Raw genomic sequence first — 25,226 nt, forward strand, 5'->3', positions numbered from 1 at the left:
GTGCCCGCCACGGGCGCCACCGGCGCAGCGCCCACCGCCCCGGCCGGTGCGCCGCGCCTGCGGCTCGACCCGCCCGACCTGAGCGCCGGCACCTCTCCCAACGCCGCGCCGGACGCCGCCGCGCCCGCTGCAGCGCCCGCCGAGCCCAGCCCGCTGGAAGCCGCGCTGTCGCTGGCCAATGAGGAGTCGCGCCGCAACGCTGAGCGCCTGGCCGCACTGGAGTCGGAAATGGCGCGCTTTCGCGAGGCGCAGCAGCGCGATCAGGCGCGCGTGGCCGAGCTCAGCGCGCAACTCGCCCTGGCGCAGGAGCAGCGCTACTCGAACTGGCTGGTCTTCCTGCTCGGTGGCCTGCTGCTGGTGTCCCTGGCGGCCCTGGTCGCCCTGCTGCGCCGCCAGCGCCGCGACGCGGCCATCGCCTCGGACGCCTCGCGCGCCTGGTGGAACGGCCCGGACGCGGAGGGCGAAGCCCCCCGTGCCTCGCGCCGCGCGCCGCTGGCGCCCAGCGCGCCGGTGCCGCTGGGTTCGGTCGACGTGGACCTGGACGTGGATTCCACGCCCGCGCCACTGGCGCCGGCCAGCCGCCGCGCGCCCACGTTCGGCACCACCCTGCCGCCGACGGATCGCCGCGACTTCGCTCCCAGCGCGATGGGCGTGTCGCGTTCCGTGGCGGCCGAGGAGCTCTTCGACGTGCAGCAGCAGGCCGACTTCTTCGTCTCCCTCGGCGAGGACGACCAGGCCATCAACGTGCTGCGCAACCACCTGGCCGAGAGCCACGAACCCAGTCCGCTGGCCTACCTGGACCTGTTCCGCCTCTACCACCGCCTGGGCCGCCGCGCCGAGTACGAGGGCCTGCGCGAGGAGTTCAACACCGTGTTCAACGCCGGCGCGCCGCCGTTCGAGCGCTACGCCGACAACGGCCGCGGCCTGGACGCCTACGAGTCGGCCTTCGGGCGCATCCAGGCGCTGTGGCCGCAGCCGCGCGTGCTCGACCTCATCGAGCGCAGCCTGTTCCGCGACGCGGCGGAGGGCGATACCGAGGTGTTCGACCTGGAGGCCTATCGCGAGCTGCTGATGCTGCACGCGATCGCCAAGGACATCGTTCAGCGCGAGTCCGCCACGCTGCCGCCGCAGGAGTTCCGCAACACCTCCATGCAGCCGCTCAAGGCGGTGTCGCGCAACGCGCCGCTCGCCGCCACCGGCGACGACCCGCAGCGGCGCACCGTGCCCATGGACCTGCACGTGATCCCGCCCGCGTCGGCCCGCCAGTCGCTCGACGTGAACCTGGAGGACATGGAGGCGGAGTCGCAGTTCGAGGCTTCGCTGCCCGAGGTGGACGTGCCGGTGGAGCCCACGGCTGGGCGCAGCGGCATCTTGCGCAGCGGCGAGAGCAGCCTGATCGATTTCGAGATCGTGGACAACGACCCGCGCCCCGAGGAGCCGCGCAAGCCGCGCGGCGAGGACGACGAAGAACCGCGTTGACGGCGCCGGGTGCGCCGCCGCTCAGCGGCGCACCTGCAGTGCGCCGGGGTTGACGATGTTCGTCGGCGTCCCCTTGATGAAATTCACCACGTTGTCGAAGGCCGAGCTGAAGTACATCTCGTAGCTGTCCTGCTCGACGTAGCCGATGTGCGGCGTGCAGATGCAGTTCTCCAGGCGCAGCAGCGCATGGCCCTGCAAGATGGGCTCGGACTCGAACACGTCCACCGCCGCCATGCCGGGACGCCCCCGGTTGAGCGCGGTGATCAGGGCATCGGGTTCGATGAGCTCGGCGCGGGAGGTGTTCACCAGCAGCGAGGTGGGCTTCATGCGCAGCAGGTCGTCGAGCTTGACGCAGCCCATGCTGCGCTCGCCCAGCCGCAGGTGCAGGCTCAGCACGTCGCAGCACTCGAAGAAGCCCTCCTTGGACGTGGCGACGTCGTAGCCGTCATCGGCGGCGCGGGCGCGCGCCTCGTCCGAGCCCCACACCACCACGCGCATGCCGAAGGCGCGGCCATAGCCGGCGACGAGCTGGCCGATGCGGCCGTAGCTCCACACGCCCAGGGTCTTGTCGCGCAGCACCATGCCCAGGCCGAAGTTGGGCGGCATGGCCAGGGATTTCAGCCCCGACTGCTGCCAGGCGCCGTGCTTGAGGTTGGATACGTACTGCGGGATGCGGCGCATGGCCGCGAGCACCAGCGCCCAGGTGAGCTCGGCCGTGGACACCGGCGAGCCCACGCCCTCGGCCACGGCGATGCCGCGTTCGGTGCAGGCGGTCACGTCCACGTGGCTGCCGATGCGCCCGGTCTGAGCGATGAGCTTGAGGCGCGGCAGCTTCTCGATGAGCTGGCGGGTGATGGGCGTGCGCTCGCGGATCAGCACGAGCACATCGGCGTCGCGCAGGCGGACAGAGAGCTGACCAACACCCTTGACGGTGTTGGTGAAGACCTTGGCGGGGTAGGGCTCGAGCTTCTCGGCGCAATGCAGCTTGCGCACGGCGTCCTGGTAGTCGTCGAGGATCACGATGTTCATGCCGCCTATTGTGCCCGGCGGCCCTGTAACGCCTTGTCGGCGCCGGGTGAGATCCGGTGGCGGCCGGGCGCCGCGAACGGCTCAGGCCAGGCGCCGTTGCAGCCTGGCGGGTGCCGCCTCGTCCTGCGCGGCCAGGCGGTCCAGTTCGCGGCAGACCTCGTCGATGCGACCGGCCAGGGCCACTCGGCCGTCGTGCGCGCGCGGGCCGTTGGCGGCCGAGCGCCCCAACCAGCCCGCGCGGGCGAAGCGGCGCACGGTGGGGCTGGCGGGCGTGGCGGACGCTGCGCGGGGAGCGGCGTTGCCCGTGCGGGGTTCGGGCAGCCAGCAGTCGATCAATTGAAGGGGCTTGCGCCAGCTGTTCGATGCGAAGGAGTGAAAGAGCAGTCCCATGCGAAACACCTCGTGAAGGGGTTGAACACAGGCAGGATTGATCTGGAATGCCGTCGCTGCGGGGTTTCGTGCCCGGCCCGGGGGCCGGGGGCACGCAACGCCCGCCACCCGCAGTGGCGGCGCCGACCGGGGGTCAGTTCTGGAAGTTGTTGCGGATCAGGCCCACGGCCAGGCCCTCGATTTCGAAGGGCTCGCCGGGCTCGACCACGATGGTGGGGTAGTCGGGGTTTTCGGCGTGCAGCTCGATGTGGTCGCGCTGGCGCTGGTAGCGCTTGACGGTGACGTCGTCGCCCAGGCGGGCCACCACGATCTGGCCGTTGCGGGCCTCGCGGGTGGAGGCCACGGCCAGCAGGTCGCCGTCGAGGATGCCGGCGTCGCGCATGGACATGCCGCGCACGCGCAGGAGGTAGTCGGGGGTGCGCTGGAACAGGCCGGGCTCGACGCTGTAGGTCTGGTCCACGTGTTCCTGCGCGAGGATGGGCGAGCCCGCCGCGACGCGGCCGATGAGAGGCAGCACCAGTTGCGCCAGCCCGGGCAGCGGCAGCGTGAGCTGGTTGTCGCGGTGGATACTCTGCAGATCGGCCCGGCGCAGGCGGATGCCGCGCGAGGTGCCGCTGACCAGTTCGATGACGCCCTTGCGTGCCAGCGCCTGCAGGTGTTCTTCGGCCGCATTGGCCGACTTGAAGCCCAGTTCCGCGGCGATTTCGGCGCGCGTGGGCGGCGCCCCGGTGCGCGCGATGGCGGTCTGGATCAGCGCCAGGATCTGCTGCTGGCGGGCGGTGAGCTTGGGAGCGGGTGAGTCGAGCATGGAACCTCGCATCAAGGGCTGGTGGGCCGGGCGCTGGGTACTGTTTGGGTATCCAGTATCTGTATTTTTAACCAGTTGATCGGAGAACGCAAGTGGGTGAGGCGACACAGGCCGGGCGCATCGTCGTGCTGGGCATGGGAGGGACGATTGCCGGCCGGGCCGAGCGCGTGGGCGACAACGTGGGGTACGACGCCGGCGCGGTGCCGGTGCAGGACCTGGCGGCCGGCCTGCCGGCGCTGCGCGGGCGGGACATCGCCTTCGAGCAGGTCGCGCAGATCAACAGCAAGGACATGCGCCTGGCCGACCTGCAGCGCCTCGTGGACCGCGCGCGGGCCCATCTGGCCGACGCCGCCGTGCAGGGCATCGTCGTCACGCACGGCACCGACACGATCGAGGAAACCGCCTACCTGTTGCAGACCGTGCTGGCGCCCGCCAAGCCCCTGGTGCTGACCTGCGCCATGCGCCCGGCCACGGCGGTGTCGCCCGACGGGCCGCAGAACCTGAGCGACGCAGTGGCGGTGGCCACTGAGCCCGGCGCGCGTGGTGTGGTGGTGGTGTGCGCAGGGCGCGTGCACGGGCCCCTGGAGGTGGCCAAGCAGCACCCGTACCGCACCGACCCCTTCGATTCGGGCGACGCGGGGGTGATCGCACTGGTGGAAGAGGGCCGCGTGCGGCGATTCCGCGACTGGCCGGTGAGCGCGCGCCACGCCGATCGCGTCGAGGCCTTTCTGCGCGCGAGCGCCATGCCGCGCGTGGCCTGGCTCAGCAGCCACGCCGACGCGCAGGCCTGGCCGGTGCGTGCGCTGCTGGCCGCGCCGCCTGAGCAGCGTGTGCAGGGCATCGTGGTCTCGGGCACGGGCAATGCGTCGTTGCACGCCGACCTGGACGCCGCGCTGCGCGAGGCGGTGGTGGCGGGCGTGCGCGTGGCCATCGCCAACCGAAACGGCGCGCCACCGGTGCCCTACCCGCAGCAGCCGTTCGCCGACATCGACGGCCTGTCGCCGCCCAAGGCCCGCTGGGCGCTGGCGCTGGATCTGCTGGACGCCTGAACATGTTCGCCACGCTCGGCTCGCACCCCTGGGCCTACCCCATGCTGGAGGTGGTGCACATCCTGGGCATCGCCTTGTTGATGGGCAATTTGCTGCTGCTGGAGGCGCGTGTGTTCGGGCTGGGGGCGGCCTTGCCGGTGCAGCCGCTGGCGCGGCTGAGCCTGGGTCTGGCGGTGCTGGGCTTCGGCCTGGCGGCGGCCAGCGGCCTGACGATGTTCGCCACCATGCCCGAGGAACTGTTGGCCAACCGGGTGTTCACAGCCAAGATGGCGCTGATCGCGCTGGCGGCGTGCAACGCCGGCTGGTTCCACGGCCGGCATTCGTTGCAGCGCCTGGACGGCACGGCGCGCGCGCTCATGGCGCTGTCGACGCTGCTGTGGTTGTTGGTGATCACCTGTGGCCGCTGGATCGGCTACGTCTGAAGGAGGTACCCCGATGGACAGACGAACCCTCTTGCAGGCCGGCGCCCTGGCGCTGGGCGGCGTGGCCGGCGCGGCGCGCGCGCACCATGGCTGGAGCAGCTTCGACCAGAACCGCCCGATCTACCTGGAGGGCAAGGCCGTGCAGGTGGCCTGGCGCAACCCGCACGCCGAGCTGGTGCTGGAGGTGCCGGCGAACCTGGCCGTGCCCGCAGGCCTGGCGCAGCGGCCGGTGCCGGCGCAGTCGGCCACGGTGGACGGCGCGGCCTTGCTGGCGCGCGCCACGGTACCCACGCGCAAGGACCGGCGCTGGGAGATCGAGCTCGCGCCCATCTTCCGCATGAACCAGTGGCAGGTGCCCGAGGTGAAGGTGGGCGACAGCATCGCCATGGTGGGCTTCACCTTCGAAGGCGAGCGCGGCGAGCCGGTGCTGCGCGTGGAGTACCTGTTCGTCGGGGACAAGACCTACGGGTTGCGGTCGAGCCCGGCGTGAGCGGGCGAGGGGTGGGATGAGCTTGCTCTTGGCGTGAGAGAAAGGTGAGGGACTGCGCGTAGGGGTCAGGCACTGACGGGGGTGGATCCTTGGGTCCACCCCGCCCGGAGCACGGGGCCCATGACTCCTTGGACCATCGAACGCGTTTCCCACCATGAACAAATCCGGAGGGCCTACCCCAGTCGGTAGCCCACGAGGCATCAACACAGGAAGGAAACTTCCTGACCTTCCACCACGCGGCAGCAACACCGGCGTCACGCATGCACCCGAAGGCCGCACGGACGAGAGCCAGGGCATGCCTGAATTGCAGACCGATTCGTCCAATCTTCGCTATGAGCGTGATGAGGACGAAGGCGGTCAGGACAGCGGCTCGCTTACGCCTCCATTGCACCTGGAGCTGAGTTCGATGGAATCGCTGGAGGTCGTCACGTTCAGTGGTGAGGATTCCTCGTCACAAGGCCAGCCGATTCCTTCGCTGGCACGTTGGGCGAATTCTGGCGAGGAGGAACTCGGCGTTGAGGAATTTCTGGCTGAACTGGGGCGTGGGAGCGCCGCACACGCCACGCTGCGATCGGCTGTTGATGACCCCCACAAACAGCATCGCCCTACGCGGCATTCCAAAGTTCGCCAAGAACTCGCCGCGAAAATAACCCAAGCGAGTCACAAGCTGGGGCTGGACCTAAAAAGGCTGCTGCCGCAGACCGAGGTGACACCGGCGACGCCGACCTCGTTGTCGCCAACATTCATGCGGGGATCTCCAAGATCGGTGCCATCGACGAGGCGTTCAGCGCGGGAGTCTGATCAAGAACGGAAGAGGCCAGTGTCCCCGGTCGTGCACACCGGGCATGTCCGCGGCGGTTCTTACATTGACCAGTCGCCGACCCAGCTATGGGCTGTGTCGCCATCGAAGACCTGCGCAACGAAGGGCCATGAAACCGTGGCGGACAAAGAACCGCTTCCCACACCGAGGCCGTCGAAGCAGACGCGGCGCGGCCTGACCAAACGGGAGCCTACGTCATTCGTCTCCGTCCGGAGGAAGCGCGGGCCCGCTGCCAGCAAGCAGGCGGGCGAGGTCGCTCGTCACGCCAACGAGCTCAATCTGAGAATGCTCCAGACCGACCTGGAGGAACTGGACCACGTGTATGACGATCTTCGCGCCACGTACCCCTATGAGGAGACCCCCGCCAAGCAGCCACAGGAAAAGTCCGAGAACTCCTGATCAGGCCGCAGGCACCGTCGCGGTCGCAACGGGCCAGCGCAAAAAAATGCCCCGTCGAGCGGGGCATTTTCTTGGGAGGGCCTCGGTGCGAGGCGAAGCTCAGGTCCCGTTCAAGACCCCAGCGCCTGCAGCGCGCGCGCGGTGATCTCTTCCACGCCGCCCAGCCCGCTGATGGCGCGGTACTTGGGCGCGGCGTTCGGCTCGGCCTTGGCCCACTGGCTGTAGTAGTCCACCAGCGGGCGGGTCTGCGCGCTGTAGACCTCCAGGCGCTTTTTCACCGTGTCTTCCTTGTCGTCGTCGCGCTGGATCAGCGGCTCGCCGGTCACGTCGTCCTTGCCGTCCACCTTGGGCGGGTTGAACTTCACGTGGTAGGTGCGGCCCGAGGCGGGGTGCGAGCGGCGGCCGCTCATGCGCTCGATGATGGCGTCGAAGGGCACGTCGATCTCGAGCACGTAGTCGAGCTTCACGTTGGCGGCCTTCATGGCGTCGGCCTGCGGAATGGTGCGCGGGAAGCCGTCGAAGAGGAAGCCGTTGGCGCAGTCGGGCTGGGCGATGCGCTCTTTCACGAGGTTGATGATGAGCTCGTCGCTCACGAGGGCGCCGGCTTCCATGACGGCCTTGGCTTGCAGGCCCAGCGGCGTGCCGGCCTTGACGGCGGCGCGCAGCATGTCGCCGGTGGAGATCTGGGGAATGCCGAACTTCTGGCAGATGAACGCGGCCTGCGTTCCCTTGCCGGCCCCCGGTGGACCCAACAGAATCAATCTCATCGCTTTCCTTTTCAGAGTTTCAATGGCGTCGCCGCTGTCTCCTCGCGCGGCGGCCCCAGGGCGTGCCCGCCGGGGTAACCGTCGGAGGATAGCATGTGCCCTCCTGACAAAGCCTTACGGCGCACCAGGGCGGTGCGGGAGCATCCGACGCCGGGGCGCGCATCGGCGCAGCGGCGCTGCGTGGGGGCGTCGTTTCAGGCTGCGCGGATCAAGGCGCGCACGCGCTCCAGGTCTTGCGGGGTGTCGACGCCCGGGCCTGGCGCCAGTGCGGTGAGGTGCACCGCGATGCGCTCGCCGTGCCACAGCGCGCGAAGCTGCTCGAGCGATTCCAGCCGCTCGGTGGGGGCGGGGGGCAGGGTGGGAAAGCGCCGCAGGAACGCCGCCCGGTAGGCATAGATGCCGACGTGGCGCAGCGGCGCGGGCGACGGCAGTTCGTCGCGCGACATGCCGTCGCGCCACCAGGGAATGGGCGCGCGGCTGAAGTACGCGGCGGTGCCGCGCGCATCGGTCACCACCTTCACCACGTTGGGGTCGAGCCAGTCCTCGCTGCGGTGGATGGCGTGCGCGGCGGTGCTCATGGCGCAGTCGGGGCGCGCCCGCAATTCGGCCGCCACGGCGTCGATCAGCGCGGGCTCGATCAGGGGCTCGTCGCCCTGCACGTTGACCACGATCTCGTCGTCGGCGAGGCCCAGCGCGGTGCAGGCCTCGGCCAGCCGGTCGCTGCCGCTGGGGTGATCGGCGCGCGTGGCCAGAGCGGCCACGCCGTGCTGCGCGCAGGCTTGCAGGATGCGCTCGTCATCGGCCGCGACCACGCAACGCGTGGCGCCGCTCAGCGCGGCGCGCTGCGCCACTCGCACCACCATTGGAAGGCCGGCGATGTCGGCCAGGGGCTTGTCCGGCAGGCGGCTGGAGGCCAGGCGCGCCGGGATGAGCACGGTGAAGCCGGCCACCGTCAGTCCTGGGGCGCGGCGGGCTTGGGTGGGCGGGCGGCTTCTTCCTCGCTCAGGGGCCGCGCCTCGTGCTCCAGCAGCACGGGGATGCCGTCGCGGATGGGGTAGGCCAGGCGCGCGCTGCGCGAGAGCAGTTCCTGGCGCTCGCGGTCGAGCAGGAGCGGGCCCTTGGTGACGGGGCACACCAGCAGTTCGAGGAGTTTGGAATCCATGCGGCGATGATAGGCGCGAGCGGGCGGGCTCAGGCGCGCGGCGCGCCCAGCCGCTCATCGACGGCGGCGAAGAACGCCGGGTCGACGTCGAGCACCAGCGGCACGGCCCAGAGGTCTGCGCGCGCGGTGCCGATGAGCTTCACCAGGTCCTTCTCGGTGCACAGCACGGCGCCTGCCGCTCGGTCCACCGCCCGGGCGAGGGCGCCGGCGTCGGCGTGATCGCCCAGCGCGAGCGTCGCCGCCAGCCGCAGGCCGCGTCCGCGCAGCATGTCGAAGAAGGCCTCGGGCCGCGCGATGCCGGCCACCGCCGTCACGGGCTGGTCCGCCAGGGCATCCAGCGCCACACGCTCGCCTCGGGCGTTCACGGCGTGCCGGGCCAGCGCGCGCCTCGCCTGAAACGAGGGCAGGCCACCGGGCAGCGCGGCCGGCGCGGGCGCGCCATCGGGCGCCTGCTGCAGCACGAGCTGCGGCGCGCGCGGGGCGTCGGTGCAGGGCCAGGGCTCGCGCAGCAGGCCGGCCGGCAGCAGCCAGCCGTTGCCCAGGCCGCGCTCGTCGAACACGGCCACGCGCAGGTCGCTGGCCAGTGCCCAGTGCTGCAGGCCGTCGTCGCAGACGATGAGGTCCACCTCGGGGTGGGCGCGCAGCAGGGCCGCCGCCGCGTCGGCGCGCGCGCGGCCCACCCACACCGGCACGCCCGTGGCGCGCCGGATCAGCAGGGGTTCGTCGCCGCTGTGAGCGGGGTCGCTGTCGGCTTGCACGGCGAGCGGCACTGCATCGGCGCGCCCGTGCCCGCGCGAGACCACGCCGGGCCGCCAGCCACGCGCCTTCAGGTGCTCGACGAGCGCGATCGTGGTCGGTGTCTTGCCCGCGCCGCCCACGACCACGTTGCCCACGACGACCACGGGCACCGGCAGACGCGTGGTCTGGCGCCGGCCCGATTGGTACGCACGGCGGCGCGCCGCCAGCAGCGCGCCGTAGAGCCAGGCCAACGGCAGCAGCAGGTGCGCGGCCAGTCCGCGGCGCAGGCTCAGCGCGCGCCAGCCGGCCTCGACGCGGGCCCGGGCCATGGCGGGGTCAGCGCTTGCGCGCCGGGGCGGCGTTGCCGCTCTGCTGCGTGGCGAAGGTGATCTGCACCAGGCCCGCGCGGCGCGCGGCGTCCATCACGTTGATCACCGCCTGGTGGGCCGCGGCGGCGTCTGCGCTGATCACCACCACGGTGTCCTGCCCGTCCTGCACGCTGGCCTGCAGGGCGCTGGCGATGAGCTCGACGCTGGTGCCTTCGAGCACGGTGCGGTTGACGGCGTAGCGGCCGTCGGCGCCCACGGCCACCACGATTTCCTTGGGGTTCTGCTTCGGTGCCTCGGCGTCGGCCGTGGGCAGGTTCACCTGGAGCTCGGTGAACTTGCTGTAGGTCGTCGTGAGCACCAGGAAGATGAGCACGACCAGCAGGATGTCGATGAACGGGATCAGGTTGATCTCGGGTTCATCGCGGTGACCGCTTGAACGGAAGTTCATGGCTTGCGCACGCTCAGAAGATGGCGGGCGAAGCGCTCGGTGGACACCTCCATGGCCAGGAGGTACTCGTCCACGCGCGCGCGGAAGTAGCGCCAGAAGATGAGCGCCGGGATGGCGATGATCAGGCCGAAGGCAGTGTTGTAGAGCGCGATGGAGATGCCGTGCGCGAGCTGCGCGGGGTTGCCGCCGCCGGGCACGATGCCCATGCCGTCACCCGCCTGCGAGCCGAAGATCTCGATCATGCCGATGACCGTGCCCAGCAGGCCCAGCAAAGGCGCGGCGGAGGCGATGGTGGCCAGCGCGCCCAGGTAGCGCTGCAACTTGGCCGCGGCCTGGCGGCCCGCGCCTTCCAGGTTGGCGCGCAGGTCCTCGGGCGTGGCCTTGGGGTTGGCGTTGAAGGTGCGAAAGCCGGTGGCCAGCACCGCGCCGAGCAGCGAGTTCTGCTCGAGCTGGGTCACCACGTCGGGGCCGGGGATGCCGTTGCGCGAGACCATGATGGCCTCGTCGAGCAGCTTGGCCGGCACGATCTTGTTCGCCTTGAGGCTGACGAAGCGTTCGATGACGAGGGCCAGACCGAGCACGGAACACACGATCAGGGGCCAGATCGGCCAACCGGCCGCTTGTATGATGGACAACAACTCAGGGCTCCGGGCTAGGACAACAGCGCCGGATTATGTCCCAGCCCTCTGTGCCACCCCCTCGTTTCAGGCGATGCGCGCGCTTCCTCCGGGACGACCGGAGCCGGCCCGCGACATCCACATCTCCTGTGGACATCTTTGTGAAGAACCCGGCGAACAAGCCCCGCAGGCCCAGCGTTTTCGCGCTTTTCGACGGATTGATGAAAAATTGGGCAGCACAAAGTGCTTTGGAATCAAGGCACTGCGCCGCAGGCCTTGTGGTGTCGGGCATTGGCGACAACAACCCCAGTATCGGTGCGGTTTGTGGACACATTTGACCCCTTCGAACCAGCAACGAAGCCATCCGGCGCGGGCGATGGCCCGTCCGGCGCGCGTTTCTGGGCGGTTGGCGCGCTGGTGCGAGCCGTGGCGGACGCCCTGGCCTCGCGCTTCAATCCCGTGGCGGTCCAGGGCGAGATTTCCGGCTTCTCGCGCGCGGCCAGCGGGCATTGCTACTTCTCGCTCAAGGACGACGCCGGCCAGTTGCGCTGCGCCATGTTCCGCCGCGCGGCCGAGCAGGTGGGCTTCCCGGTGCGCGACGGCCAGCGCGTGCAGGTGCAGGGCCGGCTGGACGTCTACGGCCCGCGCGGCGACCTGCAGCTCATTGTGGAGAACCTGCGCCTGGCGGGGCAGGGCAGCCTGTACGAGCAGTTCCTGCGCCTGAAGGCCGCGCTGCAGGCCGAGGGCCTGTTCGATACCGAGCGCAAGCGGCCGCTGCCGGCGCAGCCCCGGCACATCGGCGTGGTCACCTCGCTGGGCGCCGCCGCGCTGCGCGACGTGGCCACGGCCTTGCGCCGGCGCGCGCCGCACATCCCGGTGACGGTGTTTCCCGCCTCCGTGCAGGGCGCGCAGGCGCCGGCCGAGCTGGTGGCCGCGCTGGCCGCGGCGGCGGCGCACCGGGGGCCACGCGGCGCCTGCGACGTGCTGCTGCTGGTGCGCGGCGGTGGCTCGCTCGAAGACCTCTGGGCGTTCAACGACGCCGCCGTCGTGCGCGCGGTCGCGGCCTCGCCCCTGCCGGTGGTGGTGGGCGTGGGCCACGAGACCGACTTCAGCCTGGCCGACTTCGCCGCCGACCTGCGCGCGCCCACGCCCACGGCGGCGGCCGAGCTCTGCGCGCCCGAGCGACGCCAGCGCGAACTCGAGCTCGAGCGCCTTCAAGGCCTCATGCGGCGCGGCGTCGAAAGCGCCCTCGACCAGCGCGCGCAGCGGCTGGACCGGCTCTCGGCCCACCTGGGCCGGCCCTCGGGGCGCCTGGCGCGCGCGGCCGAGCAGCTCACGCGCGCGCAAGGCCGCATGCACAAGGCGCTGGAACTCGCGCTGCAACGCCAGGCCTGGCGGCTCGACGAACTGCAATCGCGCCTGCCGCCGGCCGTGCACCGTGGCCTGCTCACCAGTGCGCAGCGCCTGCAGCGCGCCCAGGACTCGTTGGCCCTGCTCGACCCGCGCCTCGTGCTGCAGCGCGGCTACGCCTACCTCACCGATTCGACGGGCCAGGCCGTGACCCGCGTGGCACAGGCTTTGCCGGGGGCCGAGGTGCAGGCCACGCTCGCCGACGGCGTGCTGCCCCTGCGCGTGCGCGAACCCGGCGCATGAGGCGCGCATCGGGCCTGCGCATAACCCCGCGCGTGGTGCCGTCACCGTCGCTGCCTACAATCCGGCCCCGACCCCACCCACAACCCACCAACAAGAGGAAACGCACATGGAACACACCCTGCCCCCGCTGCCCTACGGCCTGGACGACCTGGCCCCGCACTACAGCCGCGAGACGCTGGAGTACCACCACGGCAAGCACCACAACGCCTATGTGGTGAACCTCAACAACCTGCAAAAGGGCACCGAGTTCGAAAGCATGGACCTCGAGTCCATCGTCAAGAAGTCCAGCGGTGGCATCTACAACAACGCCGCGCAGATCTGGAACCACACCTTCTTCTGGAGCTGCATGAAGCCCGCTGGCGGCGGCGAGCCCTCGGGCGCGCTGGCCGAGGCCATCAAGGCCAAGTGGGGCAGCTACGCCGCGTTCAAGGAAGCCTTCACCAAGAGCGCCGTGGGCAACTTCGGCTCGGGCTGGACCTGGCTGGTGAAGAAGCCCGACGGTTCGGTGGACATCGTCAACACCGGTGCCGCCGGCACGCCGCTGACCACCGCCGACAAGGCCCTGCTGACCGTGGACGTGTGGGAGCACGCCTACTACATCGACTACCGCAACGCCCGCCCCAAGTTCGTCGAGACCTTCCTCGACAAGCTGGTGAACTGGTCCTTCGCCGAGAAGAACTTCGCCTGATTCCCGTGCGGATCGACAAGGGCTCGAAGGGCAACCTTCGGGCCCTTTTTGCTTTCCGCCTCCCCGATTCGCCGCAAATTTCTTCTCGCGGTTTTTGTATCGTGGGAGTACGGTCCCAGAATCGGCGGATCGGGCACCGCGGGGACAGCACAATCGCGGGGATACCGATGATCCGTATCCGCGCGGAAGCCAACAACCCTGGAGATAAGCCATGAGCAGCAGCCAGCAACCCACCATCATCTACACCCTGACGGACGAGGCGCCCCTGCTGGCCACCGCTTCGTTCCTGCCGATCATCCGCAGCTTCGCCGCGCCGGCGGGCATCAACGTCGAGACCGCCGACATCTCGGTGGCCGGGCGCATCCTGGGCCAGTTCCCCGAGTTCCTCACCGAAGAGCAGCGCGTGCCCGACACCCTGAGCGCGCTGGGCAAGCTCACGCTCAAGCCCGAGGCCAACATCATCAAGCTGCCCAACATCAGCGCCTCGGTGGCCCAGCTCAAGGCGGCCATCAAGGAACTGCAGGACAAGGGCTACAAGATCCCCGACTTCCCCGAGAACCCCAAGACGGACGAAGAGAAGGACATCCGCGCGCGCTACAACAAGTGCACCGGCAGCGCGGTGAACCCCGTGCTGCGCGAAGGCAACTCCGACCGCCGCGCGCCCAAGGCGGTGAAGGAATACGCCCGCAAGAACCCGCACAGCATGGCCGAGTGGAGCCAAGCCTCGCGCTCGCACGTATCCCACATGCACCACGGCGACTTCTACCACGGTGAGAAGTCCATGACGCTGGACCGCCCGCGCACCGTGAAGATGGAGCTCATCACCAAGAGCGGCAAGACCATCGTGCTCAAGCCCAAGGTCGCGCTGCTCGACCGCGAGGTCATCGACTCGATGTACATGAGCAAGAAGGCCCTGCTGGCCTTCTACGAACAGCAGATCGAGGACGCGCACAAGACCGGCGTGATGTTCTCGCTGCACGTGAAGGCCACCATGATGAAGGTCTCGCACCCCATCGTGTTCGGCCACTGCGTGAAGATCTTCTACAAGGAAGCCTTCGAGAAGCACGGCAAGCTGTTCGACGAACTGGGCGTGAACGTCAACAACGGCATGGTCGATCTCTACACCAAGATCGCCTCGCTGCCGCAGAGCAAGCAGGAAGAGATCAAGCGCGACCTGCACGCCTGCCAGGAGCACCGCCCCGAGCTCGCCATGGTCGATTCGGCCAAGGGCATCACCAACTTCCACTCGCCCAACGACGTGATCGTGGACGCCTCCATGCCCGCGATGATCCGCGCTGGCGGCAAGATGTACGGGGCCGATGGCCGCCTGAAGGAAGTCAAGGCCGTGATGCCGGAGAGCACCTTCGCCCGCATCTACCAGGAGATCATCAACTTCTGCAAGTGGCATGGCGCCTTCGACCCCACGACCATGGGCACCGTGCCCAACGTGGGCCTGATGGCGCAGCAGGCCGAGGAATACGGCTCGCACGACAAGACCTTCGAGATCCCCGAGGACGGCGTGGCCAACATCACCGACCTGGACACGGGCGAGGTGCTGATGAGCCAGAACGTGGAGCAGGGCGACATCTGGCGCATGTGCCAGGTCAAGGACGCCGCCATCCGCGACTGGGTGAAGCTGGCCGTGAACCGCGCCCGCAACTCCGGCATGCCGGTGGTGTTCTGGCTCGACCAGTACCGCCCGCACGAGGCGCAGCTCATCACCAAGGTGAAGATGTACCTGCACGAGCACAACACCGCCGGCCTGGACATCCAGATCATGAGCCAGGTGCGCGCCATGCGTTACACGCTGGAGCGCGTGATCCGCGGTCTGGACACCATCAGCGCCACCGGCAACATCCTGCGCGACTACCTCACCGACCTGTTCCCCATCATGGAGCTGGGCACCAGCGCCAAGATGCTGTCCATCGTGCCCCTGATGGCCGGCGGCGGCATGTACGAAACCGGTGCCGGCGGCTCGGCGCCCAAGCACGTGCAGCAACTGGTGGAAGAGAACCACCTGCGCTGGGATTCGCTGGGTGAGTTCCTGGCCCTGGCCGTGAGCTTCGAGGACCTCGGCCTCAAGAACAACAATCCGCGCGCCAAGCTGCTGGCCAAGACGCTGGACGCGGCCACCGGCCAACTGCTGGACAACAACAAGAACCCCAACCCCAAGACCGGCCAGCTCGACAACCGCGGCAGCCAGTTCTACCTGGCGATGTACTGGGCCAAGGAGCTGGCCGCGCAGACCGAAGACAAGGAGCTGGCCGACAAGTTCGCTCCGCTGGCCAAGGCGCTGGCCGAGAACGAGCAGGCCATCGTCAAGGAACTCACCGACATCCAGGGCAAGGCGGTGGACATCGGCGGCTACTACAAGCCCGACTTCCAGAAGCTCGAGACCGTGATGCGCCCCAGCGCCACCTTCAACAAGGTGCTGGCCTCGCTGAAGGCCTGATCGGGCCCTTCAAGAGAAAAGCCACCGGTGACGGTGGCTTTTTTCATTTGCCGAAGGGCGGCCCGCTCAGTCGTGCGCCGGGCTTGATGCCGCGCTTGCCGAACCAGCCCTGGTGCATCTCCAGCACGTAGCGCACCGGCTTGGCCGAGCAGTGCGAGTCCAGGCTCTGCGGCTGCATGTCCGCCAGGTTCACGATGGTGCCGTCGTCGGCCACGAAGGCGGCGGTCAGCGGCAGCACCGTGTTCTTCATCCAGAAGCACTGCGTGGCGGGCTGCTCGAACACGAAGAGCATGCCCTCGTTCTCCGGCATCTCCCGGCGAAACATCAGGCCCACGGTGCGCGACTGCGGCGTGTCGGCCACCTGCGCGTGGATGAGGCGCATGCCGGCCGACAGCGTGGTGCGCGGCAGGTTCAGTTGCGGGCCGTCCTGGGACCAGGCCGGGCCCCAGGCCAGCAGGCCCAGGCACAGCAATCGGGTGAAGAGGGCGTTCATTCGGTGTGTGGAGTCGATGGGGGTGGGGGGCATTGTCTGCCAACGGGGCGAAGCGGGTCGAGGCGCTTCGCCAGAGACCACCGTCTAGAATTTCCGTTCCCGTTTTTCATCAGCCCTCCGTCACATCCCCGACATGCCACAGCACATCCAGGTGCCCCCGCAAGGCCAGAAGATCACCGTCCGCGACGACTTGTCCCTGCAGGTGCCCGATGAGCCGATCGTGCCGTACATCGAGGGCGACGGCGTGGGCGTGGACGTGACGCCGGTGATGCTCAAGGTGGTGGACGCCGCGGTGGCCAAGGCCTACGGCGGGCGCCGCAAGATCCACTGGATGGAGGTGTACGCGGGCGAGAAGGCGGTCAAGCTCTACGGTCCCGGCGTCTGGCTGCCCGACGAGACCGTGGCCGCCCTGCGGGATTACGCGGTGTCCATCAAGGGCCCGCTGACCACGCCGGTGGGGGGCGGCTTCCGCTCCCTCAACGTGACCCTGCGCCAGGTGCTGGACCTGTACGTGTGCCTGCGGCCGGTGCGCTACTTCAAGGGCGTGCCCTCGCCGCTGAAAGAGCCGCACAAGACGAACATGGCGATCTTCCGCGAGAACTCCGAGGACATCTACGCCGGCATCGAATACGAGGCCCGCTCGGACAAGGCGCGCAAGCTCATCCGCTTCCTGCAGGAAGAGATGGGCGAGACCACCATCCGCTTCCCCGAGACCTCGGCCATCGGCGTCAAGCCGGTGTCCATCGAAGGCACCGAGCGCCTGGTGCGCCAGGCGATCCAGTACGCCATCGACCACGACAAGCCCAGCGTGACGCTCGTGCACAAGGGCAACATCATGAAATTCACCGAAGGGGGCTTTCGCGAGTGGGGCTACGCGCTGGCCCAGCGCGAATTCGGCGCGCAGCCGATCGATGGTGGGCCGTGGTGCCGGCTGCCGAACCCGAAGACCGGCCGGGACATCGTCATCAAGGACGTCATCGCCGACGCCTTCCTGCAGCAAATCCTGCTGCGCCCGGCCGAGTACGCGGTGGTCGCCACGCTCAACCTCAATGGCGACTACATCTCCGACGCCGTGGCCGCGCAGGTGGGTGGCATCGGCATCGCGCCCGGGGCGAACATGAGCGATTCGGTGGCCTGCTTCGAGGCCACGCATGGCACGGCGCCCAAATACGCCGGCAAGGATTACGTGAACCCGGGCTCCAGCATCCTCTCGGCCGAGATGATGCTGCGCCACATGGGCTGGAAGGAGGCCGCCGACCTGATCATCTCGTCGATGGAGCAGGCCATCCAGTCCAAGAAGGTCACCTACGATTTCGCGCGGCTGATGGATGGCGCCATGCAGGTGAGCTGCTCGGGCTTCGGCGAGGTGATGATCGAGCACATGTGAACGGCGAGGGCCCCATGCGGCCCGCGGCCCGAACACGAGAACAGCCCCTGGGGCCTTGCGGCCCCAGGGGTTTTTCAATCAGGCCTGGCTCCTGGCGGGAGCCTCAACGCTGCTGACGGCTCGGATCCTGGCGCGACGAGCCGCTGTCGTCGCGCTGGGCCCCGGGCTGGCTGCTGCGCTGCTTGTCCTGCGAGGTACCGCCTTGCTGGCTGCGCTGGTTGTCCTGGGCCTGCTGCTGATTCCCCTGGCTCGGGTTGTTCTGCTGCTGGCCGCTGCGCTGGTTGTTCTCCTGCTGCTGCTGGCGGTTCTGGTTCTGCTGGTTTTGTTGGTTTTGTTGCGGGTTCTGCTGGTTTTGCTGGTTCGGCATCGTGAACTCCTGATGGACTGAGCCGGCAACATTGCCGACAGCCTGGGATGGCAAACGCCGTGCCCGGCGGGGGCCCAATGACCTGGGCGCCGGGTTTGCCCGGGATGCAGCTCCATCCCCGCTTCACAGGAGCCCCCATGACCGCAACCAAGTCTTCCCCCTCGCGCGGCGGTGCCGAACAGGCCACGCTTGAACGCCAGCGCGACATCCAGCAGCAGCAGGACGAGGCCGACCAACAGAAGAAGAGCGCCATGTCCAAGTCGCCGTCGAAGGAAAAACCCGCCGTGCAGGCCGGCGCGCGCGCGCAGCCCGCCGACATGCCCGCCCAACACATCGAGAAGCCCGGCCTGGAGGCCGAACTCGAACTCGCGCCGCGCTTCATGGCGCCACAGTACGAAGGCAGCCACAAGCTGCGCGACCGCGTCGCGCTCATCACCGGCGGCGACTCCGGCATCGGCCGCGCCGTGGCCGTGCTGTTCGCGCGCGAGGGCGCCGACGTCGCCATCGTCTACCTCGCCGCGCACGAGGACGCCGAGGAAACGCAACGCCGCGTGCAGGCCGAGGGCCGGCGCTGCCTGCTCATCCCGGGCGACGTGAAGGACGGCAAGTTCTGCCGTCAGGCGGCGCAGCGCACGGTCGATGAACTGGGCCGGCTCGACGTGCTGGTGAACAACGCGGCCTTCCAGGAGCACGCGGCGTCGATCGAGGAGATCACCGACGAGCGCCTGCACGAGACCCTGGACACGAACATCAACGGCTACTTCCTCATGACGCGCGCGGCCCTGCCGCACCTGAAGCAGGGCTCGGCCATCATCAACACCGGCTCGGTGGTGGGGCTGCGCGGCAGCGCGCACCTGCTGGACTACGCGGCGAGCAAGGGCGCGATCCACGCTTTCACCAAGTCGCTGGCGCAGAACCTCATCGACAAGGGCATCCGCGTGAACGCGGTGGCGCCGGGCCCCGTGTGGACGCCGCTCAACCCAGCGGATTCGCCGGCCGAGAAGGTGGCCGAATTCGGCAAGAGCACCGACATGAAGCGCGCCGCGCAGCCCGAGGAGTTGTCGCCGGCCTACGTGTTCCTGGCCTCGCCGGTGATGTCGGGCTACATCACGGGCATCGTGTTGCCCGTGACGGGCAGCGTGGGCGCGATCTAGCCCAGTGCCCCGGCCGCGCGCAGGCGTTGCTCGATGAGCGCGCACAGCGCGTGGCCGATGAAGATGTGCGCCTCCTGGATGCGCGCGGTGGCCTGCGAGGGCACCACGATGGGCACGTCGCACAGCGGCGCCAGCCGCCCGCCGTCGCGCCCGAGCAGGCCCACGGTGGTGAGGCCCAGGCCACGCGCGGTCTCCATGGCGCGCACCACGTTGGCCGACATGCCCGAGGTGGAGATGCCGATCAGGCCGTCGCGCGCGCGGCCCAGGCCCGCGACCTGGCGCGCGAAGACCTCGGTGAAGTCGTAGTCGTTGCCGATGCAGGTGAGCACCGAGCTGTCGGTGGTGAGGGCCATCGCGGCCAGGGGCCGCCGATCGGCCTGGAAGCGGCCGGTGAATTCGGCCGCCAGGTGCTGGCTGTCGGCGGCCGAGCCGCCGTTGCCGCAGAACAGCAGCTTGCCGCCGCGGCGCAGGCAGTCGGTGAGCGCGCGCGCGGCGTGCTCGACGTCCTCGCGCAGGCCATCGAGCGTGTCGAAGAGGGCCAGGTGCTCCTGCAGCCCGCGCTGGAACAGGTCGTCGACGGGCAGCAGGGTGGGCGCGAGGACGGGACGCTCGGGCAAGGCCAGGCGCCGGCGGCGCAGGGGCTGCACCACGCTCATCACGCCACCTCCGCTTCGCCCAGGTGCTGCGCGCGCCGCAGCAGCCCGGTGGTCGAACAACCCGCGCGGTAGGGCAGCACCACCGTGCGCCCGCCCCAGTGGCGCATCAGCCGCGCCTCGGCGAGGTCCTCCAGGCGGTAGTCGCCGCCCTTGACGTAGATGTCGGGCCGCAGCTCCTCGATCAGCGCGCCGGGCGTGGCTTCGTCGAACACCACCACCAGGGACACGCAGGCCAGCGAGGCGATCACGGCGGCGCGGTCCTCGGCCGGGTTGAGCGGGCGGCCCGGCCCTTTGCCGAGGGCGCGCGCCGAGGCGTCGCCGTTCACCCCCACCACCAGCGAACAGCCCAGGCGGCGCGCCGCCATCAGGCACTCGATGTGGCCGCGGTGCAGCAGGTCGAAGACGCCATTGGTGAAGACCATGGGACGCGGCAGCGCCACGCGGCGCGCGCGCGTCTCGTGGCGCAGGTGAAGGCTCGGTGACGGGGTCGACAGCATCATGGGGTGGGCTCGCGCAGGGTGGGGGGACGGCTCGTCCGGGCAAGCGCCATGCCCGTGCGGCGCGCGGGCGCGCGCAGGCCCAGCACCGCGCGCAAATGCGCGGCCGTGCGCGCCAGGCCTTCGTCCAGCGGCACGCGCGGCGCCCAGCCCAGGCGCGTGCGCGCCCGCTGGATGTCGGGGCAGCGCCGGCGCGGGTCGTCGGCCGGCAGCGGGCGGTGCACCAGGCGCGAGCGGCTGTCGGTGAGGCGCAGGATGCGCTCGGCCAGCTCGCGCATCGTCACCTCGTGCGGGTTGCCCAGGTTCACGGGCTCGTCGATGCCGCTGGCCATGAGGCGCAGCAGGCCGTCGATGGTGTCGTCGACGAAGCAGAACGAGCGGCTTTGCTGGCCGTCGCCGTACAGCGTGATGTCCTCGCCGCGCAGGGCCTGCACGATGAAGTTGCTCACCACGCGGCCGTCGCCGGGCAGCATGCGCGGGCCGTAGGTGTTGAAGATGCGCGCCAGGCGGATGGCCACGCCGTGCTGGCGCTGGTAGTCGCAGCACAGCGTCTCGGCGCAGCGCTTGCCTTCGTCGTAGCAGGCGCGCGGTCCCAGCGTGCTCACGTTGCCGCGGTAGTCCTCGGTCTGGGGGTGCACGTCCGGGTCGCCGTAGATCTCGCTGGTGGACGCCTGCAGCACGGGCACGCCCTGGTCGTGCCCGATGTCCAGCGCGCGCAGCGTGCCCAGCACGCAGGTGAGCGTGGTGCCGATCGGGTCGCGCTGGTAGAAGGGCGGGCTGGCCGGGCAGGCAAGGTTGAACACCGCCGAGGCGCGCACGCCCTGCAGCGCCGTGGCGTCCTGCTGGCGCAGCTCGAAGCCCGAGTGCGCGAGCAGGTGGCGCACGTTGTCCACCCGTCCCGAGGACAGGTTGTCCACGGCCAGCACGCGGTGGCCCTCGCGCAGCAGCCGTTCGCAAAGGTGGCTGCCCAGGAAGCCGGCGCCACCGGTCACCAGCACGGGTCGGGGGTCGTGGCCGTTCGGCGTCATGGCGTCACCTCCGCCGCCGCGTCGACTTCCGTGACCCGCGCCGATCGCGCCGGGTCGCTGGCGCTCTCGCGCATGACCGAGCTGGCCGCGCGCCGCGGTTTTTCCAGGAGGAAGTTGCCGATGACCAGCGCGTCCAGCGGCGTGCTGTGGAAGGCGTGCAGCGCGTCCTGCGGCGTGCAGACGATGGGCTCGCCGCGCACGTTGAACGAGGTGTTGATGAGCACCGGCACGCCGGTGAGTTCGCCGAAGCGTTCCAGCAGGGCGTGAAAGGCCGGGTGGGTGGCGGCGTCCACCGTCTGCACGCGCGCCGTGCCGTCCTGGTGGCAGGCCGAGGGGATGCGCGCGGCCTGGTGCGGCAGCACGTCGTACACGAAGAGCATGAACGGCGCCTCGCCGCCGTTGGCCTCGGCGGGCGAGAACCACTCACCCAGCCGCTCGCGCGGCACCGCCGGGGCCACGGGCCGGAAGTCCTCGCGGTCCTTGAGCTCGTTCAGGCGGGCCTGCATCTCCGGCCGCAGCGGCGAGGCGAGGATGGAGCGCGCGCCCAGCGCGCGCGGTCCGAACTCCATGCGGCCCTGGAACCAGCCGATGACCTGGCCCTCGGCCAGGCGCCGCGCGGTGGCCGAGGCCACGTCGCCCAGCCGCGTGTAGGGCAGGTTCGCCCACTGCAGCAGGGCCTCGATGTCCTCGTCCGCGAAGCCGGGGCCGAGGTAGGCGTGGTCCATGCGCCAGCGGCGCGGCGCCAGCGCGAGCGGGCCGCCGTCGAAGCGCGCCGGGTCGGCGGTGCCGGGCAGGCGGGCCCGCGCGTCCACCCACAGCGCGGCGCCCAGCGCGGTGCCGGCGTCGCCGGCCGCGGGCTGCACCCACACGCGCTCGAACAGCCCGCTGTCGCGCAGGCGCGCGTTCATCACGCAGTTGAGCGCCACGCCGCCGGCCATCGCCAGATCCGGCAGGCCCGACACCGAGCGCAGCCAGCCCGCGAGTTCGAGCACCGCGTCCTCGAGCACGGCCTGCAGGGCCGCGGCGGCGTCGTAGTGGCGCTGCTCCATGGGCGCTCCGCGCTCGCGCGGCGCACCGAACAAGGCGCTCAGGTCCATGGGCGCCAGCTCGTAGCCGCCCGACGCCTGCAAGCGCACGTGGCGCCACAGGGCGTCGCGGTAGCGGTGACGGTCGCCCATGGCCGCCATGGCCATCACCTTGTACTCGTCGGACGAGTGCAGGAAGCCCAGGTGGGTGGTGATGCGCTCGTACAGCAGCCCCAGGGAATGCGGCACCAGCACCTCGCCCAGCGACTCGTAGTGCCCGTCGCGGTACACGCCGTAGCTGGTGGAGGCCCGTTCGCCGCGCCCGTCGATCGTCATCACCGCGCACTGCTGGAAGGGGCTGGCGAGGAAGGCGCTGGCCTGGTGCGCGAGGTGGTGGCCGACGAAGTGGAAGCGGTGCGGCCCGTCGTGCCGCACGCCTTGCAGGCGCGCGCGCAGGTGGTGCGGCGCGCCGCTGGCCAGTTGGCGCGGCGCGTTGACCACGTAGGCCGCGAACAGCGGGTCCCACACGTTCTCCCACTCGGTGCTCGCCTGCGCCGAGGGCCGCAGCGGCAGGCTGAGCGTGGCCTCGCCGGCGCGCGCGCCGAGGAAGCGCGCGGGGTCGTAGCTGTAGGCCACGTGGTTCACGTCGGCCAGCGTGACGCCGGCCTGGCGCAGGCAGTCGTCGATGGCGTGAAAGGGCAGTTCCCAGGCCGTGAAGGGCAGGGGACGCTTGCCGTGCTTGATGCGCGTGAAGCGCTCTTCCTCGCTCGCGGCGACGGTTTCGCCGTCGACCACCAGCGCGGCCGCGCTGTCGTGGAACGCGGCGTTGATGCCTAGGGTGATCATGCGCGGGCCTCCTGCAGGGGTTGGATGGAAAAGGGCGGGCGCGCCGCGAAGGGGCCGCCGTCCGGGTGGTCGAGCAGCTCGCCCACCGCGTCCACCACCTGCTGCACCTCGATGCGTCGCAGGCAGTGGTGGTGCCCTTCAGGGCAGACGCTCTTGAGGCAGTGGCGGCAGGGCACGTCGTGGCTGAGCACGCGCGCGTTCGCGCGCCAGGGGGTGTGCTGCGGATTGGTGAGCGCGTACAGCACCACCACCGGCGTGCCCAGCGCCGCCGCCAGGTGCGCGGGCCCGCTGTTGTTGCACAGCAGGGCGCGCGCGCCACCGATGAGCGAGGCCAAGGGGCCCAGGCCCAGCCGCCCGGTCAGGTTGACGAAGGGCGAGCGCATCGCCGAGGTCGCGTCGTTCACCAGCGGCTGTTCATCGGCCGTGCCGGTGAAGACGATCTGGCAGCCCGTGCTTCGCGCCAGCGCGTCGGCGGCCTGGCCGAAGCGCTGCGCCGGGTAGCGGCGCGAGGGCGCGCTCGCGCCCGGGTGCACCACGATCCAGGGCCGCTCGGGGTGGCCGCCAGCGGCGCTCAGGGCCGCGTGCATGGCCAGCCGGTCGGCCGGTTTCAGCTCGAAGCGCAGGCGGTCGTTCTCGCTGGCGTAGCCCACCGAACGCACGAGGTCGAGCTGGCGCTGCACCTCGTGGCGCATGCCGTCGGCGCAGACGTCCGTCTCGAGCACCCAGTCGGTGAGCAGTTCATAGGGGTTCTCGCGCGAATGCGCCAGCCGCAGCGGTATGCCGGCCAGGCGGCACAGCAGCGCGGCGGGCAGGGCGCTTTGCGTGCAGACGGTGAAGACGATCGCGGCATCGAAGCGGTGCGCGCGCAAGCGCTCGATGAGTTCCAGGTCCCGCGTGGGGGACCCCGGCTCGTCCTCGGGCTGCCGCGTCCACGGCGATCGGTAGACGAGGCATTCGTCCACCGCCTGAATGTGGCGCGCCACTTCCGCTCCCTGGGGCGAGGTGAGCAGGGTGAGCCGCGTGCCGTTGGCGCGCCGCTTGAGGGCGGCCAGGGCCGGCGCGGTCATGAGCACGTCGCCCATGTTGTCCAGCCGCACGGCGAGGAGGCGGCGGGCCTCGGCCCAGCGCGGCGCGGCCACCGGGCCAACCAGGGTCGGGTTCAGGGCCATGAGGTCTCCTGGTCGGGCAGCACCATGAGTTCGGCGATCACCGAGCCGCGCGGCAGGCTCAACACCGCGTGCACGGCCTCCGCCACGTTGGCGGGGTCCTGCAGGGTCTCGGGGTTCAGGTCGGGGAAGCGCTCCAGCAGAAAAGGCGTGCGCATGCCGCCCGCGATCAGCGAACTCACGCGCACGCCGCTGGCGCGCAACTCGGCGTGCAGGGCTTTGCTCAGGCCCAGCAGGCCCCACTTGCTCGCGTGGTAGGCGCTGGCGTTGGGCCAGGCGCGCAACGAGGCGGTGGAGGCCACGTTGACGATGTGCCCGCCGCGCCCCCCGTCCGAGGCCTTGAGCGCGGGCAGCGCGGCCTTGGTGAGCAGGAAGGGGCCGATGAGGTTGGTCTCCAGCACGCGCGTCCAGCCCGAGTAGCTGACCTCCTCGATCGGTGCGGTGACGTCGGTGCCGGCGTTGTTCACCAGCACGTCCAGGCCGCCCCAGCGTTCGAGCATGGCGGTGAGCGCGTCGAACACGGCGGCCTGCTGGCCCACGTCGACGCCGATGGCCAGGGTCGACTGGCCCTGCGGGTCGATCTCGCCCGCCACCTGCGAGGCCTTGGCGTGGTGGAGGTCGGCCAGGGCCACCTTGGCGCCGGCGGCGACGAAGCGCCGCGCCATGGCCGCGCCCAGGCCGCTGCCGGCACCGGTGATGAGGATCTTGCGTTCCGAGAGGCTGGACATGGGCTCGCGCTCCAGGGGTTCGTGGTCGGACTGCGGCACGGCAAGGCGTGTGCCGGGGCCGCGCGGAACACCAATTGCCGCGTCCCTGCATGAGCGCCGCACGGCCGCCCCGAGGGGCTTGCACCGCAGTGCGCTGCAC

The 25,226-nt window shown here is 70.2% G+C and carries 26 protein-coding genes and 1 pseudogene; 10 read left to right on the plus strand and 17 right to left on the minus strand.

Going from position 1 to position 25,226, the window contains the following annotated elements; all coding sequences use genetic code 11:
* A pseudogene (locus VLG41_RS19660) lies at window positions 1–1,479 on the plus strand (hypothetical protein); the annotation flags it as partial.
* A 21-nt stretch (window positions 1,480–1,500) separates the two neighbouring features.
* Here VLG41_RS19660 and VLG41_RS19665 read toward each other — a convergent pair.
* The 3 genes from VLG41_RS19665 to lexA all read right to left on the minus strand — a co-directional run bounded on the left by VLG41_RS19665 (window position 1,501) and on the right by lexA (window position 3,706).
* Window positions 1,501–2,508, minus strand: a complete 1,008-nt coding sequence (locus VLG41_RS19665) for a D-2-hydroxyacid dehydrogenase family protein (RefSeq protein ID WP_325351080.1) — start codon at window positions 2,506–2,508, stop codon at window positions 1,501–1,503.
* A gap of 81 nt (window positions 2,509–2,589) precedes the next feature.
* Window positions 2,590–2,898, minus strand: a complete 309-nt coding sequence (locus VLG41_RS19670; RefSeq protein WP_325351081.1) for a hypothetical protein — start codon at window positions 2,896–2,898, stop codon at window positions 2,590–2,592.
* A gap of 133 nt (window positions 2,899–3,031) precedes the next feature.
* Entirely contained in the window at window positions 3,032–3,706 is a 675-nt protein-coding gene (lexA, locus tag VLG41_RS19675) for a transcriptional repressor LexA (protein WP_291020591.1), read from the minus strand.
* 92 nt (window positions 3,707–3,798) lie between these two features.
* Here lexA and VLG41_RS19680 point away from each other — a divergent pair, with 92 nt between their 5' ends.
* The 4 genes from VLG41_RS19680 to VLG41_RS19695 all read left to right on the plus strand — a co-directional run bounded on the left by VLG41_RS19680 (window position 3,799) and on the right by VLG41_RS19695 (window position 6,886).
* Window positions 3,799–4,755: an asparaginase gene (locus VLG41_RS19680; protein WP_325351082.1), complete on the plus strand. Its 957-nt coding sequence runs from the start codon at window positions 3,799–3,801 to the stop codon at window positions 4,753–4,755.
* A gap of 2 nt (window positions 4,756–4,757) precedes the next feature.
* Window positions 4,758–5,177 carry a hypothetical protein gene (locus VLG41_RS19685; protein WP_325351083.1) on the plus strand — a complete coding sequence of 140 codons (420 nt, stop codon included), beginning with the start codon at window positions 4,758–4,760 and terminating at the stop codon, window positions 5,175–5,177.
* A gap of 13 nt (window positions 5,178–5,190) precedes the next feature.
* A complete protein-coding gene (locus tag VLG41_RS19690) occupies window positions 5,191–5,667 on the plus strand; it encodes a DUF6152 family protein (RefSeq protein WP_325351084.1) in 477 nt (158 codons plus the stop codon).
* A gap of 295 nt (window positions 5,668–5,962) precedes the next feature.
* Entirely contained in the window at window positions 5,963–6,886 is a 924-nt protein-coding gene (locus VLG41_RS19695; protein WP_325351085.1) for a hypothetical protein, read from the plus strand.
* Window positions 6,887–6,996: 110 nt separating this feature from the next.
* On the opposite strand, the gene adk is transcribed toward VLG41_RS19695, so the two are convergent.
* The 6 genes from adk to VLG41_RS19725 all read right to left on the minus strand — a co-directional run bounded on the left by adk (window position 6,997) and on the right by VLG41_RS19725 (window position 10,968).
* Window positions 6,997–7,653: an adenylate kinase gene (gene adk, locus VLG41_RS19700; protein ID WP_325351086.1), complete on the minus strand. Its 657-nt coding sequence runs from the start codon at window positions 7,651–7,653 to the stop codon at window positions 6,997–6,999.
* A gap of 194 nt (window positions 7,654–7,847) precedes the next feature.
* A complete protein-coding gene (kdsB, locus tag VLG41_RS19705) occupies window positions 7,848–8,609 on the minus strand; it encodes a 3-deoxy-manno-octulosonate cytidylyltransferase (RefSeq protein ID WP_325351121.1) in 762 nt (253 codons plus the stop codon).
* Window positions 8,606–8,815 (minus strand): Trm112 family protein, encoded by a 210-nt coding sequence (locus VLG41_RS19710; protein ID WP_325351087.1) that lies wholly within the window; start codon window positions 8,813–8,815, stop codon window positions 8,606–8,608. Before VLG41_RS19710 ends, kdsB begins: the two co-directional genes overlap by 4 nt.
* A 29-nt stretch (window positions 8,816–8,844) precedes the next feature.
* Window positions 8,845–9,882 (minus strand): tetraacyldisaccharide 4'-kinase, encoded by a 1,038-nt coding sequence (gene lpxK, locus VLG41_RS19715; protein ID WP_325351088.1) that lies wholly within the window; start codon window positions 9,880–9,882, stop codon window positions 8,845–8,847.
* Window positions 9,883–9,889: 7 nt separating this feature from the next.
* A complete protein-coding gene (locus VLG41_RS19720) occupies window positions 9,890–10,330 on the minus strand; it encodes a biopolymer transporter ExbD (protein ID WP_325351089.1) in 441 nt (146 codons plus the stop codon).
* The gene (locus VLG41_RS19725) at window positions 10,327–10,968 is read right to left on the minus strand and encodes a MotA/TolQ/ExbB proton channel family protein (protein ID WP_325351090.1); all 642 of its coding nucleotides are present in this window, start codon (window positions 10,966–10,968) and stop codon (window positions 10,327–10,329) included. The genes VLG41_RS19720 and VLG41_RS19725 overlap by 4 nt, the downstream gene beginning before the upstream one ends.
* A gap of 405 nt (window positions 10,969–11,373) precedes the next feature.
* Here VLG41_RS19725 and xseA point away from each other — a divergent pair, with 405 nt between their 5' ends.
* The 3 genes from xseA to VLG41_RS19740 all read left to right on the plus strand — a co-directional run bounded on the left by xseA (window position 11,374) and on the right by VLG41_RS19740 (window position 15,740).
* Window positions 11,374–12,600: an exodeoxyribonuclease VII large subunit gene (gene xseA / locus VLG41_RS19730; protein WP_325351091.1), complete on the plus strand. Its 1,227-nt coding sequence runs from the start codon at window positions 11,374–11,376 to the stop codon at window positions 12,598–12,600.
* A 106-nt stretch (window positions 12,601–12,706) separates the two neighbouring features.
* Window positions 12,707–13,288 carry a superoxide dismutase gene (locus tag VLG41_RS19735; RefSeq protein ID WP_325351092.1) on the plus strand — a complete coding sequence of 194 codons (582 nt, stop codon included), beginning with the start codon at window positions 12,707–12,709 and terminating at the stop codon, window positions 13,286–13,288.
* A 211-nt stretch (window positions 13,289–13,499) separates the two neighbouring features.
* Window positions 13,500–15,740 carry an NADP-dependent isocitrate dehydrogenase gene (locus VLG41_RS19740; protein ID WP_325351093.1) on the plus strand — a complete coding sequence of 747 codons (2,241 nt, stop codon included), beginning with the start codon at window positions 13,500–13,502 and terminating at the stop codon, window positions 15,738–15,740.
* Between the two features lie 43 nt (window positions 15,741–15,783).
* Here VLG41_RS19740 and VLG41_RS19745 read toward each other — a convergent pair whose 3' ends face one another.
* Window positions 15,784–16,233, minus strand: a complete 450-nt coding sequence (locus VLG41_RS19745) for a DUF192 domain-containing protein (RefSeq protein WP_325351094.1) — start codon at window positions 16,231–16,233, stop codon at window positions 15,784–15,786.
* A 133-nt stretch (window positions 16,234–16,366) separates the two neighbouring features.
* Here VLG41_RS19745 and icd point away from each other — a divergent pair, with 133 nt between their 5' ends.
* On the plus strand, window positions 16,367–17,620 hold the full coding sequence (gene icd / locus VLG41_RS19750; RefSeq protein ID WP_325351095.1) for an NADP-dependent isocitrate dehydrogenase: 1,254 nt from the start codon (window positions 16,367–16,369) through the stop codon (window positions 17,618–17,620).
* Window positions 17,621–17,723: 103 nt separating this feature from the next.
* Here the strand turns inward: icd and VLG41_RS19755 are convergent, their stop codons facing one another.
* A complete protein-coding gene (locus VLG41_RS19755) occupies window positions 17,724–17,987 on the minus strand; it encodes a hypothetical protein (RefSeq protein ID WP_325351096.1) in 264 nt (87 codons plus the stop codon).
* A gap of 137 nt (window positions 17,988–18,124) precedes the next feature.
* Here VLG41_RS19755 and VLG41_RS19760 point away from each other — a divergent pair, with 137 nt between their 5' ends.
* On the plus strand, window positions 18,125–19,141 hold the full coding sequence (locus tag VLG41_RS19760; RefSeq protein WP_325351097.1) for an SDR family oxidoreductase: 1,017 nt from the start codon (window positions 18,125–18,127) through the stop codon (window positions 19,139–19,141).
* Here VLG41_RS19760 and VLG41_RS19765 read toward each other — a convergent pair.
* From VLG41_RS19765 to VLG41_RS19790, 6 genes are read right to left on the minus strand one after another with little or no spacing between them, the layout of a single operon-like run.
* The gene (locus VLG41_RS19765; protein WP_325351098.1) at window positions 19,138–19,797 is read right to left on the minus strand and encodes a D-sedoheptulose 7-phosphate isomerase; all 660 of its coding nucleotides are present in this window, start codon (window positions 19,795–19,797) and stop codon (window positions 19,138–19,140) included. The two genes, VLG41_RS19760 and VLG41_RS19765, sit on opposite strands and share 4 nt — an antisense overlap.
* Window positions 19,797–20,297 carry an adenylyltransferase/cytidyltransferase family protein gene (locus VLG41_RS19770; RefSeq protein WP_414652520.1) on the minus strand — a complete coding sequence of 167 codons (501 nt, stop codon included), beginning with the start codon at window positions 20,295–20,297 and terminating at the stop codon, window positions 19,797–19,799. The genes VLG41_RS19765 and VLG41_RS19770 overlap by 1 nt, the downstream gene beginning before the upstream one ends.
* Entirely contained in the window at window positions 20,294–21,322 is a 1,029-nt protein-coding gene (locus tag VLG41_RS19775) for a UDP-glucuronic acid decarboxylase family protein (protein WP_325351099.1), read from the minus strand. Before VLG41_RS19775 ends, VLG41_RS19770 begins: the two co-directional genes overlap by 4 nt.
* Window positions 21,319–23,193, minus strand: a complete 1,875-nt coding sequence (locus VLG41_RS19780) for a carbamoyltransferase family protein (RefSeq protein ID WP_325351100.1) — start codon at window positions 23,191–23,193, stop codon at window positions 21,319–21,321. The genes VLG41_RS19775 and VLG41_RS19780 overlap by 4 nt, the downstream gene beginning before the upstream one ends.
* Window positions 23,190–24,362 carry a glycosyltransferase family 9 protein gene (locus VLG41_RS19785; protein WP_325351101.1) on the minus strand — a complete coding sequence of 391 codons (1,173 nt, stop codon included), beginning with the start codon at window positions 24,360–24,362 and terminating at the stop codon, window positions 23,190–23,192. Before VLG41_RS19785 ends, VLG41_RS19780 begins: the two co-directional genes overlap by 4 nt.
* Window positions 24,353–25,087, minus strand: coding sequence for an SDR family oxidoreductase (locus VLG41_RS19790; RefSeq protein WP_325351123.1), 735 nt, complete (start codon window positions 25,085–25,087; stop codon window positions 24,353–24,355). Before VLG41_RS19790 ends, VLG41_RS19785 begins: the two co-directional genes overlap by 10 nt.
* Window positions 25,088–25,226: the final 139 nt, after the last annotated feature.

The organism is Hydrogenophaga sp. (assembly GCF_035481345.1).
Classification (GTDB): domain Bacteria; phylum Pseudomonadota; class Gammaproteobacteria; order Burkholderiales; family Burkholderiaceae_C; genus Hydrogenophaga.